This is a genomic window from Microbacterium sp. BH-3-3-3 (genome assembly GCF_007679045.1).
In the GTDB taxonomy this organism is placed as follows: Bacteria; Actinomycetota; Actinomycetes; order Actinomycetales; family Microbacteriaceae; genus Microbacterium; species Microbacterium algihabitans.
The window spans coordinates 118,639-133,933 of record NZ_VEFS01000003.1 but is presented as its reverse complement, the minus strand read 5'-3'; the positions used below and the strand labels follow the sequence as shown (position 1 = coordinate 133,933).

General features: G+C 70.6%; 16 protein-coding genes. 12 read left to right on the top strand and 4 right to left on the bottom strand.

The features are described 5' to 3' along the window. The first annotated feature begins 32 nt into the window (after positions 1 to 32). Genes FS769_RS10975 through FS769_RS10960 form a run of 4 tightly spaced genes read left to right on the top strand, consistent with a single transcriptional unit; the run spans position 33 to position 4,019 of the window. Positions 33 to 1,277: an ABC transporter substrate-binding protein gene (locus tag FS769_RS10975; RefSeq protein ID WP_222123930.1), complete on the top strand. Its 1,245-nt coding sequence runs from the start codon at positions 33 to 35 to the stop codon at positions 1,275 to 1,277. Next, positions 1,274 to 2,149 (top strand): ABC transporter permease subunit, encoded by an 876-nt coding sequence (locus tag FS769_RS10970; protein ID WP_260979747.1) that lies wholly within the window; start codon positions 1,274 to 1,276, stop codon positions 2,147 to 2,149. The genes FS769_RS10975 and FS769_RS10970 overlap by 4 nt, the downstream gene beginning before the upstream one ends. Next, a complete protein-coding gene (locus FS769_RS10965) occupies positions 2,146 to 2,982 on the top strand; it encodes an ABC transporter permease (protein ID WP_144833357.1) in 837 nt (278 codons plus the stop codon). The genes FS769_RS10970 and FS769_RS10965 overlap by 4 nt, the downstream gene beginning before the upstream one ends. Then, entirely contained in the window at positions 2,979 to 4,019 is a 1,041-nt protein-coding gene (locus FS769_RS10960; protein ID WP_144833355.1) for an ABC transporter ATP-binding protein, read from the top strand. The genes FS769_RS10965 and FS769_RS10960 overlap by 4 nt, the downstream gene beginning before the upstream one ends. Positions 4,020 to 4,034: 15 nt before the next feature. On the opposite strand, the gene FS769_RS10955 is transcribed toward FS769_RS10960, so the two are convergent. Next, entirely contained in the window at positions 4,035 to 5,504 is a 1,470-nt protein-coding gene (locus FS769_RS10955) for a radical SAM domain-containing protein (RefSeq protein WP_186325517.1), read from the bottom strand. 248 nt (positions 5,505 to 5,752) lie between these two features. Between FS769_RS10955 and FS769_RS10950 the strand changes: the two genes are divergently transcribed. Continuing rightward, entirely contained in the window at positions 5,753 to 6,400 is a 648-nt protein-coding gene (locus tag FS769_RS10950; protein WP_144833353.1) for an FMN-dependent NADH-azoreductase, read from the top strand. A 63-nt stretch (positions 6,401 to 6,463) separates the two neighbouring features. On the opposite strand, the gene FS769_RS10945 is transcribed toward FS769_RS10950, so the two are convergent. Beyond that, on the bottom strand, positions 6,464 to 7,246 hold the full coding sequence (locus FS769_RS10945; protein WP_144833351.1) for a dienelactone hydrolase family protein: 783 nt from the start codon (positions 7,244 to 7,246) through the stop codon (positions 6,464 to 6,466). A 131-nt stretch (positions 7,247 to 7,377) separates the two neighbouring features. On the opposite strand from FS769_RS10945, the gene FS769_RS10940 reads away from it, so the two are divergent. The 3 genes from FS769_RS10940 (at position 7,378) to FS769_RS10930 (ending at position 9,592) form a co-directional block, all read left to right on the top strand. Then, entirely contained in the window at positions 7,378 to 7,899 is a 522-nt protein-coding gene (locus FS769_RS10940) for a DUF2127 domain-containing protein (RefSeq protein WP_260979746.1), read from the top strand. Between the two features lie 109 nt (positions 7,900 to 8,008). Further along, the gene (locus FS769_RS10935) at positions 8,009 to 8,938 is read left to right on the top strand and encodes an AEC family transporter (protein WP_144833349.1); all 930 of its coding nucleotides are present in this window, start codon (positions 8,009 to 8,011) and stop codon (positions 8,936 to 8,938) included. A 102-nt stretch (positions 8,939 to 9,040) separates the two neighbouring features. Then, positions 9,041 to 9,592 (top strand): HdeD family acid-resistance protein, encoded by a 552-nt coding sequence (locus FS769_RS10930; protein WP_144833347.1) that lies wholly within the window; start codon positions 9,041 to 9,043, stop codon positions 9,590 to 9,592. Positions 9,593 to 9,641: 49 nt separating this feature from the next. Here the strand turns inward: FS769_RS10930 and FS769_RS10925 are convergent, their stop codons facing one another. Both FS769_RS10925 and FS769_RS10920 read right to left on the bottom strand, forming a co-directional pair. Beyond that, complete coding sequence (locus FS769_RS10925; RefSeq protein ID WP_144833345.1) at positions 9,642 to 11,612, bottom strand: S9 family peptidase; 1,971 nt, start codon at positions 11,610 to 11,612, stop codon at positions 9,642 to 9,644. A 2-nt stretch (positions 11,613 to 11,614) separates the two neighbouring features. Next, on the bottom strand, positions 11,615 to 12,379 hold the full coding sequence (locus tag FS769_RS10920; protein WP_144833343.1) for an SDR family oxidoreductase: 765 nt from the start codon (positions 12,377 to 12,379) through the stop codon (positions 11,615 to 11,617). A gap of 145 nt (positions 12,380 to 12,524) precedes the next feature. Between FS769_RS10920 and FS769_RS10915 the strand changes: the two genes are divergently transcribed. The 4 genes from FS769_RS10915 (at position 12,525) to FS769_RS10900 (ending at position 15,226) form a co-directional block, all read left to right on the top strand. Beyond that, on the top strand, positions 12,525 to 13,013 hold the full coding sequence (locus FS769_RS10915) for an NfeD family protein (RefSeq protein ID WP_144833341.1): 489 nt from the start codon (positions 12,525 to 12,527) through the stop codon (positions 13,011 to 13,013). Between the two features lie 9 nt (positions 13,014 to 13,022). After that, positions 13,023 to 13,964: an SPFH domain-containing protein gene (locus FS769_RS10910; protein ID WP_144833339.1), complete on the top strand. Its 942-nt coding sequence runs from the start codon at positions 13,023 to 13,025 to the stop codon at positions 13,962 to 13,964. Continuing rightward, the gene (locus FS769_RS10905) at positions 13,964 to 14,761 is read left to right on the top strand and encodes a glycerophosphodiester phosphodiesterase family protein (protein ID WP_144833337.1); all 798 of its coding nucleotides are present in this window, start codon (positions 13,964 to 13,966) and stop codon (positions 14,759 to 14,761) included. Before FS769_RS10910 ends, FS769_RS10905 begins: the two co-directional genes overlap by 1 nt. Before the next feature lie 93 nt (positions 14,762 to 14,854). After that, positions 14,855 to 15,226: an RNA polymerase-binding protein RbpA gene (locus FS769_RS10900; protein WP_144833335.1), complete on the top strand. Its 372-nt coding sequence runs from the start codon at positions 14,855 to 14,857 to the stop codon at positions 15,224 to 15,226. The last annotated feature ends 69 nt before the right edge of the window (positions 15,227 to 15,295 follow it).

Below are 15,295 nucleotides of genomic sequence, written 5' to 3'. Positions count from 1 at the left end.
CCTGCGGTCGCCGGTCCCGACCGAGGAGCCTCATGACCCCCCTTCGACACCGACGTCGACTCGCCGCGATGACCGTGGCCACGGCATCCGCCCTCTTCGCCCTCGCCGGGTGCGCCGCACCCGCCGCCCCCGAAACGGCGGAGTTCTCCGACTGGGATGCCGTTCTCTCGGCCGCCCGGGGCCAGACCGTGCAGTTGTGGATGTACGGCGGTGACGATCAGGGCAACGCCTACGTCGACGATGTGCTGACCCCCGCGGTCGCCGAATACGGGGTGACCCTCGAGCGCGTTCCGGTCACCGACACGCGCGACGCGCTCAACCGCGTGTTCACCGAGCTCCAGGCCGGCCGCGACGACGGCAGCGTCGACCTCGTGTGGATCAACGGCGACAACTTCCGCACGGGCAAAGAGGCCGGAGCGTGGCGCTGCGGCTGGACCGGCCTGCTCCCGTCGATGGCGGGCACCGGCGCCGACGACCCTCTGCTGCAATCCGACTTCGGCACGCCGGTCGACGGCTGCGAGGCACCGTGGCACAAGGCGCAGTTCACGCTGGCCTACAACGCCGAAGCGATCGCCGATCCGCCGACCACCCTCGCGGGCGTGCTCGACTGGGCCGACGCTCACCCCGGGCGCTTCACCTACCCGGCGCCGCCCGATTTCACCGGCTCGGTGTTCGTCCGCGAGGCGCTCGCGAGCGTCTCCGGCGGGGCAGACGAGGTGCCCACCGCGTTCTCGCAAGACGCCTACGACGAGCTCACGCCCGCGCTGTGGAACCGCCTCGACGAGCTCGCCCCCCACCTGTGGCGCGGGGGCGACACCTATCCCGCGAACGAGACGGAGCTCGGGCAGCTCTTCGCGGACCGTCAGATCGACATGACCATGACGTACGGCCCGGCCACCCTCACCGCTCTCGTGGCGGACGGAACCTACCCCGCTCAGACCAAGGTCCTGACACTCGAGGACGGCACCGTCGGCAACGCCAGCTTCCTCGGACTGCCCGTCAACTCCGACGCCGCGGCGGGCGCGATGGTCGTGGCGAACGTCGCGCTGTCTCCCGAGCAGCAGGCGAAGAAGGCCGAGCCCGAGGTGTGGGGGCAGTTCCCGGTCCTCGATCTGGACGCTTTGTCGGCCGAGGATCGGGAACTCTTCGATGCGCTGCCGACCTCGCCGGTCGTGCCGCCCTACGACGAGCTCTCGCGCAACGCCCACGGCGAGCTCGCCGCCGAATGGGTCCCGGCTCTCGACGACGGCTGGCGGCAGAACGTGCTGCCCCGGTGACCTGGGCGCCCGTCGCCCGGCGCACCGGCTCGACCCGCGAGAAACTGCTCGGGGCGGTCCTGGTGCTGCCCGCGGTCGCCCTCGCCCTCGTCGTGGTGGGCGGTGGCGTGGGAGCGACGGCCCTTCAGGCCTTCGGCCTGCTGCCGGTGGTCGGTCGGCCGAGGCCGGGGACGGGGGCGTTCACCGCGCGTCCCGGTGAGCTCTTCGCGGCGATCGGGGTCTCGCTGAGCGTCGCCGTCGTCGCCACGGCGGTCGCGGTCGTCGTCGGCACGACGGCCGCCGTGGTCATCGTGTCGCGCACCCGCAGCAGCCGGGCCGTGGCGACGTTGGGCACCTTGACCGTGACGATCCCCCACCTCATCGCCGCTGCGACCGTGGGCCTGCTGCTGTCGGATGCCGGTGTGCTCCCGCGCCTGTTGGGGATCTCCCCCGACGACTGGGCGCCCTGGGTCGGCGGTCCGCTGTGGGGCGCGGCGATCGTCGAACTGGCGTGGAAGGAATCGGCGTTCATCGCCCTCATCGTCACGGGAACGCTCGCCACCCGCATCCAGACGTACGACGAGACCGCAGCGCTCCTGGGCGCGGGACGTGCACAGCGGTTCCGCCATGTGCTGCTGCCGCTGACGGCGCCCACGATCGTCATCGGAGCGGCGATCAGCTTCGTCTACGCGCTGGGCTCGTACGAAATCCTCTGGTTGCTGGGCCGCACCTCCCCCGAACCGCTACCCGTCCTGGCGGTTCGGCTGTTCCAGGGGGTGTCCCTCGATGCGCGGAACGAGGCCGCGGCGGTCGCGCTGGTCACCTGCGTGCTGGCGCTCGGCGCGGTCGCCCTCACCTTCGCCGCGCTCCGGCGGACGGCGACGTGGCGATGACCTCGGTGGACAGCCCTCTGACCCGATCGCGCGGCGCCGGGAAGGTGGTGCGCCGCGCGCTCGCCGTCGCGCTCGTGGTGTGGTTCGCGCTGCCCCTCCTGCCCCTCCTGCTGTGGTCGTTCGCCGACAGCTGGAGTGTCCCCGCCCCCCTGCCGACGGCCGTGGGGGTGCGCTCGGTCGATGCGGCGATCGCCTTCGGCGCACTCCCCGCCCTCGGCCGCTCGCTCGTGCTCGGCGTCGTCGTGGCCATCGCGGCCACCGCGATCGGCGCCCTCGCTGCTCGAGCGCTCACCTTCGGTGCCGTTCCCGCAGCGCGTGCCGTCTCGGTGCTGCTGCTCGCCCCCATCGCCCTTCCACCGTTCGCGGCCGTGCTCGGCGTCAACGTCGTGCTGCTGCGCGCGCATGTGCCCTCTGTGATCGGCGTCGCGATGGTGCTCACGGTCATGGCCCTGCCCTACACGGCCTTCGTGATGCGCACCGCGTACGGCGCGTACGACCGCTCGTACGAGGAGGAGGCGCGGTTGCTCGGCGCCGGGCGGCTGCAGGTCTTCCGCCGTGTGCAGCTGCCCCTCATCGCGCCCGCCCTCGCTCGGGCCGCGTTCCTGGCGTTCCTCGTCGCGTGGAGCGACTACATCGTCACCCTCATCGTCGGAGGCGGAGAGGTCGTCACTCTGCCGCTCGTCGTCGCCTCGGCGGCTGCTGGCCTGGGTAACGACGCCGCCGTCTCGCTGATGTCGCTGTCGGCGGTCGCTCCGCCCGTTCTCCTCCTGCTCGGTGTGCTGGCCTTCGGGCGTCGGCGTCGAGCCCTTCCCGTGAAAGAGATGGTGGCATGAGCACCGACCTGGTCCTGACGGGCCTGACCAAGACCTTCGCCGCGTCTCCGAACCCGGCCCTCGACGACCTTTCACTGACGGTCACCGCGGGCACCTGCACGGCCGTGCTCGGCCCCAGCGGGTCGGGCAAGTCCACCCTGCTCCGCGTCATCGCGGGGCTCGAGACCCCCGACCAGGGCAGCGTGTCGATCGCGGGACGTGACGTCGCCGCCGTCGCCGCCGAACGTCGCGGCGTGGGGATGGTGTTCCAACGATCGCTGCTGTTCCCGCACCTGTCGGTTCTCGACAATGTCGCCTTCTCGGACCGCGTCGCCGGAATGCCACGGGCCCGCGCCCGCGAGCGAGCCGAACGCTACCTCGACACGGTGCGACTGACGGGTTACGGCCGTCGCCGCGTCGGCGAGCTATCGGGCGGGCAGGAGCAACGCGTCGCGATCGCCCGTGCTCTCGCCGCCGAGCCGGCCGTGCTGCTGCTCGACGAGCCATTCAGTGCCCTCGACCCGGCCCTTCGAGCCGACATGCACGAACTTCTCGAAGCGGTGCGCGCCGATGTCGCGCCCACGATCCTGCTCGTCACGCACGATCGCGACGAAGCCGCGCGCGTGGCCGATCGCATCGCTCTGGTCGAGCACGGACGACTGCTGCACGAGGGCACCGTCGCCGACGCCTATCGACGGCCCGGGAGCGTGCGCGCCGCCGAGCTGATGGGCGGACGCAACGCCGTCCCCGGTCGAGTGCGCAACGGCGTCCACCGCAGTGTGCTCGGCGAGATCGCCGCCGCCGGGGTCGACGAGGGCCCTGCGACCCTCCTCTTCCGACAGGAGGACGTGCGGGTGGACGAGCACGCGGATGCGGCTTCGCTCCGCATCGTCGGGATCGTCCTCGTGCGGCGACCGACGGGTGCCCGAAGTGAACTGACGGTCGGAGCGGGTGGCGTCGAACTGCACGCCGAGGTGCCGTCGATGTCGCCGCTGAGCCCCGGCGACGAGGTCGTACTGTCGGTGCCGGAAGCCCTCGCCCACGTCGTCGCCCGCTGAGGACGCCGGGGCGCCTCAGACGACCCGCGTGCCGGTCTCGCGCACGGCGGTGAGCCCGGAGGGACGAGCGGTGACGGTCGCGCCGGGACGCACGGTCGGCAACGGCAGGATGCGCGGCAGCTCGACGTTCTCCTGCGGGTCGAGCACCGAGTGCTGCACGCAGGCGGGAACGAGGCGGCCGTCCTCGGGGTGGGACATGGCGTACATGCACGCCCCGAGGCGCTCCTGGGTTTCGCGCAGCAGCGGATCGTCGGCGACGACGCCCTCTTCCATCATCTTCCAGGCGGGGGCGACCTGCTCGGCATCCATGAAGTTGTGAATCACGAACGTCTTGAACGACACCTTGCCCCGACGCGCGGCCGCCGCGACCTTGCGCACGCCTCCCGCCCGACGCAGCACGCGACTCATCAGGCCGAGGAGCGGAGGGATGTCGCCCGGGTGTGCGGCGAGAGCGCGCACGACCTTGATCACGAGGACGTGACGGGGGATGCCGCCGAAGATCATCCCACCGAAGTGGGAGAGGAACCGATCGCGCGCGGCGATGTCCTTGGCGTCGTCGGGGTCGAGCACGGGGGCGAAGGTCTTCCCGACGCGCACGCCGACGCTCGAGCGATTGCACCGCGGGTCACCGAACTGCGTGGCCTGCCAGGGCAGTTTCTGTCCCGCTCCGGCCTCGATGCGCTCCCACACCGCGTCGATCGTGACCTCGCCGAAGTCTTCGCGCCAGCGGCGATCATCGCCGATGAAGGCCGCGGGCTGGAACGACATCATGTCGAACGGCATCTCGAGGACGTCGCGAGTGACCTCCTCGACCTCGGCGACGTTCGAGGGAGTGACCGTCATGTTGTGCGCGAGATAGCTGCTGACCCCGTGGTCGCGCTTGAGATCGACGAACATGCGGGCGAATGCCTCGCGGAAGGGGTTCAGCTCGGCCTCGCTGTGCGGGCGAACGGCACCGCGGCGCCCGCGCATGAGCGAGTCGAAATGCGCAGCGAACGACACCTTGTCGAAGCGGGGCTTGCCGTCGGCGTCGAGCACGACATCGAGCAGGTAGTCGTAATCGAAATCGCCATGGGTCATCGACATGGGTTCGCGCCCGACGGCTCGCATGGCCAGGAGCGAACGCGCGTGATCCTCGGCGCTCAGCAGGCTGACCTCGCCGCCGATGAGCTGCGCGTGCGCGCGCGGACCGCGGACCTCGCGCAGGAAGTCCATCTGCCGGATGACGTTGTCGACGGTGTGTTCGCCGTCGATGCGCACCTTGTTGGCGTCCGCCGAGTGGTAGCACGGCGAGCACGTGAGGTTGCACTTGGGGAAGACGCCGTGCGTCCCCTCGCAGCCGACGGCGCTGCGACCGAGAAGTTGACCCGGGGTCTGCGCGTGAGGAGGGAGCTCCGCCCACCGGCGGTCCAGTGCTCGTCTCGTCTCGGGGTGGATCGGGCGGGTGTCCAGCTCGAACCGTCGCAGGGCCGTTGCAAGTCGCATGTCGTCCTTTCGTGGCGTCATCGCTCACCGGGCATTCGACACACACGTGCGTTCGGTTTGCCCGAAGCCTCATTCTGCCCCGGTCGCACCCGGGTGAGGCCGTCTTCGCGCCGCGGCCGGACATCCCGCCGGACGACCCGTGCGCGCACGGCCCCGTCGACCTCGTCAGCGCCGCGTCAGGTTGCCTTCGGCCCACTCGCCGAGCTGACCCAGGATCGTTTCCATAGTCACTCTGATCGGAGAAGCGCATGACCTTGTTCCGTCTCGATGCCAGCATCCTGCCCGCCACCTCTGCCAGCCGCGAGCTCGGCGATCTCGTCGAGGCCGAATGGCTCGCCGCGCACCCGTCGTCGACGGTCGTCCGCCGCGATGTCGCCGCCGACCCGATGCCCGCCACCGCCTGGCGCGACGCGGTGACCTCGGGCTTCACCCCCGCCGACCAGCACACCGACGGCCAGCGTGAGGCCATCGCGCTGCGCACCCGCCTCGCCGACGAGCTGATCGACGCCGACGCCCTGCTCTTCACCGTTCCGCTGTACAACTACGGCGTCTCGCAGCACGTGAAGACCTGGTTCGACCTCGCCTACACCGACCCGCGCATCGACCCGCAGGGCACCGCGCTCCGCGGCAAGCCCGCCACCCTCGTCACGGTGCTCGGCGGCAACTACGAGCCCGGAAGCCCGAAAGAGGGCTGGGACCACTCGACCGGCTGGCTGCGCCGCGTCTTCGCAGACGTGTGGGGACTCGACCTCACCGTCGTGCACCGCCCCTTCACCCTCGTCGGGGTGAATCCCGCGCTCGACGCGTTCGCCGACGTGGCGGCAGGACTGAAGACGGATGCCGAGCAGGCCGCCGTCACCGCCGGGCGCACCCTCGCCGCGTCGCGCGCCGCCTGACGCCGGCACGTCCCGACTCGCCCGCCACGGACCGCTCCGGCGAACCGTGGCGGGCGAATCCCGTCACGCCCGGGGTTCGAACACCTCCGCGAGGAACGCCTTCATCGCGGCCCAGCTGCGCCGCTCGGCGGTCGCCTGAAACTGTGCGCCGTGCTCGGGGGCATCGGCATCCGGAAGCGTGAAGGCGTGCATCGCATTCGCGTACGACACGAGCTGCCAGTCGACAGACGGCGCCGTTCGCAGGTCGTTCTCGAAGGCGAGCATCGCGTCGTCGGGTGCGACGGGGTCGGCGGCGCCGTGCAGCACCAGCAGCTTCGCGGTGATCTGCTCCGCCTCGCCCTCGGGGCCGGTGAGCAAGCCGCCGTGGAAGCTGACAACCGCGTCGACGTCCGCGCCCGTGCGGGCGAGCTCGAGCACCGACGACCCGCCGAAGCAGTAGCCGATCGCCGCGGTGCGGTCGGCGTCGACCGACGGCTGCGCGCGCAGGGAGGCGAAGGCCTCGGTCAGACGTTTCCTCCACAGCGGGCGATCCTGGTAGAAGCCGCCGGCCACACCGGCCGCATCCTCGGGAGCCGGTCGCACGTCGGCGCCGTAGACGTCCGCCGCGAAGGCCGTGTAGCCGAGGCGAGCGAGCATGTCGCAGCGCATGCGCACGTAGTCGGTCACACCGAGCCAGTCGTGCACGACCATGATCCCCGGATGCCGCCCCTCCCCCGCCGGGTGCGCCAGGTATCCGCGGTAGGCGACGCCGTCGGCTTCGTAGTCGACGTCGCCGGACTCGATTCCGGATGCCGGGAGGGGTTCGCGATCGAGGATGTCGGTGAGGTTCGGGGCGTAGGTCGTCATTCTGCGGACGCTAGACCGCGGAGATATGGACCGGCCGGGTCTTGCGCGCTCGCCCTCTCCGCTCCTCCCTCTCAGGCCTACACTCGGCGCTGACGGCGACCGCCGTCACCTCCGGCCGGAGAGGAGCGCGCGTGCGCGAACGGGTGATGGATCTCGTCTTCCTCATCGGCGTCGCCCTGAAGGGCCTCGACGGTCTGGTCGAACTGGTCGGCGCGATCGTGCTGCTGGTGACGACCCCCGGTCAACTGCTGCACGTCGCGCAGCGGCTGACGGCGCACGAGCTCGCGCGGGAGCCGAACGACGTCCTCGCCAACGCGCTGCTGCACAGCATCAAACAGCTCGGATCGGGCACCGTGGTCTTCCTCGCCGTGTACCTGCTGCTGCACGGCGTCGTGAAGCTGGCCATCATCGTCGCCCTGATGCTCGGCACCCGGCGCGTGTACCCGTGGGCGATCGCCGCGATCGGCGCCTTCCTCGTCTACCAGGTGTACGAGCTGTTCGTCTCACCCAGCATCGGGCTCGTGCTGCTCACGGTGTTCGACCTGATCATCCTGCTGCTCACCTGGCGCGAGTGGCGGCGGGGTCGTCCCCTGCGCCAGACCTGGCATTCGACGCTCGACTGGATCCTGCGCCGGCCGCAGCCGCAGCACTAGCTAGCGAGGCATCGCCCCGCGGCATCCGCCCCCGTCATGCCCACCCCCGCTCCCCCGCTACGCTCGAACCGATGACTCCCCACAGCGCTCCCCCGAAACGGCCGGGCGCATGAGCGGGATCTTCACCGGTTTCGCGGTCGTCGGCCTCGCCGTGGTGGTGGGCTACATCATCGCCCGCATCGACCTGCTCGGACCTCACGCGCGCCATGTGCTGAGTCGCCTGACGTTCTTCGTGCTGTCGCCGTTCCTGCTCTTCACGGTGCTGGCGAAGGCCGACGTGGCGACGCTGTTCTCCGCGCTGCTGCCGGTGTCGATGATCACCGCGGCGGGCGTCATCCTGGTCTCGGTCCTGGTGTCCGCGCTGATCCTGCGCCGGCCCGTGGGCGAGACCGTGATCGGCGCACTGTCGGCCGGGCAGGTCAACAGCAACAACATCGGCATCCCGATCTCGCTCTACATGCTCGGCAACGCGGCCTACAGCGCGCCGGTGATCCTGTTCCAGTTGCTGATCCTCATGCCGATAGCCCTGTCGATCCTGGATGCCGCGACCTCGGGCTCGCGCAACATCGGACGCATCCTGCTGCAGACGACGAAGAACCCGATGCTCATCGGCTCGGCCCTCGGCGTGCTCGTGGCGCTGCTGGGCATCGACCTGCCGCCGATCGTGTTCGACCCGCTCCAGTTGATCGCCGGTGCGTGCGTGCCGGTGCTGCTGATGTCGTACGGCATGTCGCTGTACGGCCAGCGAGTGCTCACCGAACCGGGGCGCCGCGTCGACGTCGTCATCGCCTCGGCTCTCAAGCTCGTGGCGATGCCCGCACTGGCGTGGCTCGTCGCGACGCTGTTCGGTCTGCCGGCCGACCAGGTGTTCATCGTCGTGGTGCTCGCGGCGCTGCCGACCGCGCAGAACGTGTTCAACTTCGCCCAGCGGTACGGGGTGGGCGAGATCCTCTCACGCGACGTCGTGTTCATCTCGACCATCGGCTGCCTGCCGGTGCTGTTCGCGGTCGCGCTGCTGCTCGAGCACTCCCCCGCCTGACGTCCGCGCGGGGCGTGACGGCGTGCGTCGACGGACCCGCGAAGTTTCACCTTCGGGTCTAGGGTGAGCACTGTTCCCAGCGTTCGCACAGAAAGGCTCGCCATGTCGCCCTCGTCAACGACCAACCCCGCCGTCGGAGCCGTGCGCACCGCGCTCGCCGTCAGCGGAGCCCTCTCGCTCGTGATCGGCCTGATCATCCTCATCTGGCCGGGTCGCACCGCCCAGGTGGCCGTCGGCATCATCGCCGTCTACGTCATCATCGCGGGCCTCGTGAACATCGGAATCGGCCTGTTCTGGCGCTCGGGCTGGGCGCGCATCGGCTACATCGTGCTCGGCGTCCTGTTCATCGTCGCCGGCATCTTCTCGTTCGCGAACCTCCCCGCGACCACCGCGTGGCTCGGCGTCTTCATCGGCACGCTCGTCGGCATCCTGTGGATCATCGAGGGCGTCGTCTCGCTCACCACCGCGAGCCACCAGTCGAAGGCCCGGGCGTGGACGATCTTCTTCGCGATCATCAGCATCGTCGCCGGCATCGTGCTGCTGTTCTCGCCGCTGCTCGGCGCCGTCACGCTGTTCATCCTGATCGGCTTCTCGCTGATCGTGCTCGGCATCTTCCAGATCGTCCGGGCGATCCAGTTCGGCAAAGCGGTCTGACGCGGAACGACGAGGGCCCGGATGCCATGGCATCCGGGCCCTTCCCGACTCACGCGACCGGCAGGTACCGCCGCCACCAGTCGAGCACCGCATCGAAACGCTGCACGCGGTGCTGCGGACGACCGGAGCGCGTGAGCTCGTGGTCTTCGCCGGGGAAGACGAGCATCTCGGCGTCGACGCCGTTGCGCTTCAGCGCCGCGTAGTAGCGCGTCGCCTGGTCGAGCGGGCAGCGGTAGTCGAGCTCGGAGTGCAGCACCAGCGTGGGCGTGCGCACCCGGTCGACCACGGCCATGGGGCTCTGCGCCGCGACGAGCTGCGGATCGGTGCCGACGTACTCGTCTCCGAAGAACGATCCGATGTCGCTCGAGCCCGGGAAGGCCGCCGGGTCGAGGAAGCCGCGCTCGACGATCGAGGCCGCGAAGCGGTGCTCGTGCGCGATGATCCAGGCGGTGAGGTATCCGCCGTACGAGCCGCCCATGACCCCGACGCGGTCCGCGTCGAGGCGCGACTCGGCCGCGATCACGCCGTCGAAGAAGTCCATGACGTCGAAGAAGTCGAGCGTTCCCATGCGGCGGCGGATCGCGCGACCGTGCGCGCGACCGTAGCCGGCGCTGCCGCGGGGGTTGCTGTAGACGACGGCGTATCCGGCGTCGACGAGCACCTGCGTCTCGTCGAACAGGTGCACGCCGTACGAGGCGTAGGGGCCGCCGTGGATCTGCAGGATCACGGGGAACGGCCCCTCGCCCTCGGGAACGGCGACCCACCCGTGCACGGGCGAGCCGTCGCGGCCGGTGATCTCGTGCTCGACGGGCACGACGACACCGCGTTCGGCCGCGCCCGCGCCGAAGTGCGTCAGCGCCCGCACCTCGCGTCCCTCGAGCAGCACCAGCTCGCCCGCTGATTCGGGAGAGGCGACGGATGCCACGACCCGGCCGTGCGCGACGGCGTGGCCGTTCACCTCGAGGTCTCCGCCCAGCACCTCGGTCACCGCGCCGGTGCGCGTGACGCGCAGCAGGCGGACCCGACCGCGGGTGCGGTCCTGCACGAGCACGTCGTCGCCGTCGAATGAGAGGTGGCTCCCCACCTCGCCGAGGTCGATCGACTCGGCATCCGTCAGCGCATGGGGTCCGTCGGGCTCGAGGGCGAACAGGGCGACGCCCGGTGCCACGAAATCGGCCCCGCTCTCGCCCACGTCGTGCGCAAGGAGGAACACCGCTCCGTCCGGAGCGACCGACACCTCCGACACCGACAGGTTCTCGGCCGTGCTGAGCACCTCGCGCTGCTCTCCGCTGTCGACGGCCACGGCGACCACCCGGTCGCGCAGGTCGCGCCGCGCGGTCTCGATGACGTCGGGAACGCTCAGCAGCTCCGCGCCGTCGGCGCTCCACGCCACGCCTCCCCAGCTCGTCTCGCCGTGGGTGAGCTGGGCGGCGGGCTCGGGCACGATGCGCTTCTCGGGCGTCTCGAGGGCCGGCGCCGGCAAGTAGAACGGCTCTGCGTCGGTCGCGGGCACGTCGACGACGAACAGCTGCGCGGGACGATCAAGGTAGCCCAGCCCGTTGGCGTGCCAGCGGATGCCGGTGATGCGGCGCGGCGGCTCGGCCGCGGCATCCCGCCCCTCCACCGTGCCGTAGCGGCCGGGTTCGGGCACGCGCGCGGTGAAGGCGAGGCGGCTGCCGTCGGGGGAGAACGCCAGAGCGGTCACTCCCCCGGGCTGATCGGTGACCTGCACGGGCTCGCCCCCGGACGCGGCGACCACGAAGACCTGCGCGCGGCCCTTGTCGTCGGCGCGCAGGAACGCGATCGTCGCGTCGTCGGGCGACAGGCGTGGAGCCGTGTCGGCGACACCGCGCGTGAGACGGCGGGGCGAGCCGGCGGGCAGGTCGACCCGCCAGAGCTGCCCGACCGTGCGGTCGGCGGCGAGGTCGGGGCGCGAGGTCGCGAAGACCGCGAAGGCCCCGGAGGCGGCGATCGTGGGCCGACCGACCCCGGTCAGTGTCTCGATGTCGGTCGGCCGCATGCTCACTCGCCTCCGAACGAACCCGTGTCTCCGACGAGGCGGGTGTTGTCGGCGGGCACCGGGTCGACCGCGGCGCGGGCCACCTCGGCGGCGAACTCCGACACGTTGTAGAGCTTGCCGGCGTCTTCGCGGCGGGCCGAGATGGCGCCGGGGTTCGCGCGCTCGAGCAGGGTGGCCGTGATGGTGCCCTCGATCATGTCGCCCGAGACCACGGTGAAGCCGATGCCGCGCTCTTCGAGGGCGGGGATCTTCTCGCGCAGGGCGTCTTCGCCGGCGCGCTTCGACAGGGCGACCGGCTCGTACTCGGGCATGGTCGGCGTGGTGCGGATGAAGTGCGCCTGGTGGCTGGTGACGAAGACCACGCGCGCGTCGTCCTTCAACAGCGGCAGGGCCGTCTCGAGCACGTTGACCTGCGCGTCGCGGTTGAGCAGCAGAGCGTAGTCCTCGGCCATGCCCGACTCCATGCCGCCCGAGGCGTTGAGCACGAGGATGTCGAGGCCGCCGAAGGTGCGCTCGACCTCGTCGAACATCGCCTTCACCGACTCGGGATCGGTGAGGTCGGCGCCGACCACCAGGGCCTCGACGCCGAGCTCGCGCAGCTGCGTGGCGAGCTTCTCGGCGCGGGGCGCCTTGTTGCGGAAGTTGATGACGACGTTCGCGCCGGCCTCGGCGAAGTAGCGGACGGTGTCGGCGCCGATGCCGCGCGACGAACCGGTGACGAGGGCGGTCTTGCCGCTCAGCGAGCCGGACGGGAGGGTCTGAGACACGGAAGTACTCCTGACGATTCGAAAGATCGACTCCCCAGCCTACCGACCGCCTCGCCACCGTCTCGGGTGACGCAGTCTGTGGGGTGGTTGAGAAGCGGCCCCGGTGTCGTACCCCGGTGCTACGTTCAGCCTCAGGAGGTGCGACATGGACGTTCTCTCCACTTTCGACACGTGGGCCTGGATCGGGTGGCTCGTGTTGATCCTGGTCTTCCTGGTCGTCGAAATGCTCACCGGTGAGCTGACGTTCCTCATGCTGTCCGTGGGCAGCGTGGTGGGTCTGGCCGCCGACCTGGTGGGCGCACCGCTGTGGCTCCAGGTGATTCTGGCCGCCCTCGCCGCCGGTGCGCTGCTGACGTTCCTGCGGCCGCCGCTGCTGCGACGCCTGCACCGCGGCGCCGACACCCGCCCGTCCAACGTCGAGGCCCTGCTCGGCCTCGAGGGTCTCGTGCTCTCGCGCATGTCCCCGTCGGTCTCGGGGCAGGTCAAGCTCGCCAACGGCGACGTCTGGACCGCACGGGCCGAGAGCGACACCCGGATCGACCCCGCCACGCGCGTCGAGGTCGTCCGCATCGACGGCGCCACCGCCGTCGTGCGCCCCACGCAGCAGCGCGCCCACGACACCGCCAGCGACTAGGAGGCCGCGATGAACATCGACACTCTCATCCCCGTCACGATCGGCTGGGTGCTCGCGATCGTGGTGGCGGTCTTCGTCATCGTGGTGCTGTTCCGCTCGATCCGCATCATCCCGCAGGCCCGCGCGGGGGTGGTCGAGCGCCTCGGCAAGTACCACAAGACGCTCTCGCCCGGCCTGAACCTCGTCGTCCCCCTCGTCGACCGCGTGCGGCCGCTGCTCGACATGCGCGAGCAGGTCGTCTCGTTCCCGCCGCAGCCGGTGATCACCGAAGACAACCTGGTCGTCTCGATCGACACGGTCGTCTACTTCCAGGTCACCGACGCGCGCGCAGCGACCTATGAGATCGCCAACTACCTCGGCGCGGTCGAGCAGCTGACGACCACGACGCTGCGCAACGTCGTGGGTGGCCTCAACCTCGAGCAGGCGTTGACCAGCCGCGACAACATCAACGGCCAGTTGCGCGTGGTCCTCGACGAAGCCACGGGAAAATGGGGCATCCGGGTAGGACGCGTCGAGCTCAAGGCGATCGATCCTCCCCTCTCGATCCAGGACTCGATGGAGAAGCAGATGAGGGCCGAACGCGACCGCCGTGCCGCGATCCTGACCGCCGAGGGCTCGAAGCAGTCCCAGATCCTCGAAGCCGAGGGCCGGCGTCAAGCCGCGATCCTCGAGGCCGAGGGCGACAAGCAGGCCGCGGTCCTGCGCGCGCAAGGCGAGGCCGAGGCCATCCACTCGGTGTTCACGGCGATCCACGAGGGTCGGCCCGACGACAAGCTGCTCGCCTACCAGTACCTGCAGACGCTGCCGAAGATCAGCGACAGCGCCTCGAGCAAGCTGTGGATCATCCCGAGCGAGTTCACCGAGGCCCTCAAGGGCATCTCGGGGGCGTTCGCCTCGCGCACCGGCGACGGCGACTCCCCCGCGGTCGCACCGCGCCCCTCCGCACCCTGATGACGCGGCATCCCTACCTCTCCCCCGACGCTCCGCGTGTGCTGGCCCATCGGGGCCTCGTGACTCCGGATGCCGCGGCCCTCGGCATCGCCGAGAACTCCTTCGCGGCGGTGGCCGAGGCCCACGCCGCCGGCGCGGTGTACGTCGAGTCGGACTGCCACCTGACCGCGGATGGCGTGGTCGTGCTGTTCCACGACGACGACCTGCAGCGCGTCGCGGGCGACCCGCGGGCGATCGCCGACGTGCGCGTGCACGAGCTCGAAGAGCTGATGGCCGACCGCGGCGGCTTGAGCACCCTCGCGCAGGCGCTCGAGGCGTTCCCCGAGGTGAGGTTCAACCTCGACGTGAAGGCTGCGGCCGCGGCCGAGGGCGTCGGTCGACTCGTCGCCCCTCACGCGGAGCGCGTTCTGGTGACCAGCTTCTCCGACGAGCGACGCCTCGAGGCACTGCGCGCCGCGGCCACGGCCGGAGCCGCCCAGCGCCCGGCCACCTCCCCCGGTTCGGCGACGATCGCGCGTCTGGTCGCGGCGCGCGCACTGCACCAGACCCGCCGTGTACGGGCGCTGCTGGCCGATGTCGACGCTCTGCAGATCCCCGAGAAACAGGGGCCGCTGCGGCTCGTGACGCCGGGTCTGCTGCGCGACGCGCATGCGGCCGGCGTCGAGGTGCACGTGTGGACGGTCAACGACGAGTCCGACATGGCGCGGCTGCTCGACGCGGGTGTCGACGGCCTCGTGACCGACCGCGCCGACGCTGCTGTGGCGTTGGTGAACGAACGGGGAACGGCGCCTGTCTGAGCATCCTCTGTGAAAGCTGCCACGACGCCCGCTCTTCGAATAAAGCGCACAGGTGCGAACGTTATACATGGGGACCGACGAGAGGACCACAAAATGGCAGACCGCAGTCTCCGCGGCATCCGACTCGGCGCCCAGAGCCTCCAGAGCGAAGACGGCGTCGTGTTCCACGACCGTGCACAACACACCTATGTCTGCAGCACCTGCGGACGCGAGACCGTCCTGACCTTCGCGGCTGACGCCGAGGTTCCCGACGCCTGGGAATGCCGCACATGCGGCGCCGAGGCGCTCCTGCGTGTCGGCGACAACATCGCGACCGTCGACCACTCGGGCGACAAGGCCGCCCGCACGCACTGGGACATGCTCCTGGAGCGTCGTACGCTGCCCGAGCTCGAGGAGTTGCTCGAAGAGCGCCTCGCCTTCGTGCGCGCCCGTCGTGGCGCAGGCAACGAGAAGCTCAGCGCGTAACCCGCTGCGCGACGAAGATTCAGACGCCGGTCCCCTCGGGGGCCGGCGTCTTCGTCGTTGCGCGATGGC

Coding starts and splice junctions, on each gene's coding strand:
- FS769_RS10975 (WP_222123930.1), top strand. CDS start 33: ATGACCCCCCTTCGACACCGACGTCGACTCGCCGCGATGACCGTGGCC.
- FS769_RS10965 (WP_144833357.1), top strand. CDS start 2,146: ATGACCTCGGTGGACAGCCCTCTGACCCGATCGCGCGGCGCCGGGAAG.
- FS769_RS10960 (WP_144833355.1), top strand. CDS start 2,979: ATGAGCACCGACCTGGTCCTGACGGGCCTGACCAAGACCTTCGCCGCG.
- FS769_RS10955 (WP_186325517.1), bottom strand. CDS start 5,504: ATGCGACTTGCAACGGCCCTGCGACGGTTCGAGCTGGACACCCGCCCG.
- FS769_RS10950 (WP_144833353.1), top strand. CDS start 5,753: ATGACCTTGTTCCGTCTCGATGCCAGCATCCTGCCCGCCACCTCTGCC.
- FS769_RS10945 (WP_144833351.1), bottom strand. CDS start 7,246: ATGACGACCTACGCCCCGAACCTCACCGACATCCTCGATCGCGAACCC.
- FS769_RS10935 (WP_144833349.1), top strand. CDS start 8,009: ATGAGCGGGATCTTCACCGGTTTCGCGGTCGTCGGCCTCGCCGTGGTG.
- FS769_RS10930 (WP_144833347.1), top strand. CDS start 9,041: ATGTCGCCCTCGTCAACGACCAACCCCGCCGTCGGAGCCGTGCGCACC.
- FS769_RS10925 (WP_144833345.1), bottom strand. CDS start 11,612: ATGCGGCCGACCGACATCGAGACACTGACCGGGGTCGGTCGGCCCACG.
- FS769_RS10915 (WP_144833341.1), top strand. CDS start 12,525: ATGGACGTTCTCTCCACTTTCGACACGTGGGCCTGGATCGGGTGGCTC.
- FS769_RS10910 (WP_144833339.1), top strand. CDS start 13,023: ATGAACATCGACACTCTCATCCCCGTCACGATCGGCTGGGTGCTCGCG.
- FS769_RS10905 (WP_144833337.1), top strand. CDS start 13,964: ATGACGCGGCATCCCTACCTCTCCCCCGACGCTCCGCGTGTGCTGGCC.
- FS769_RS10900 (WP_144833335.1), top strand. CDS start 14,855: ATGGCAGACCGCAGTCTCCGCGGCATCCGACTCGGCGCCCAGAGCCTC.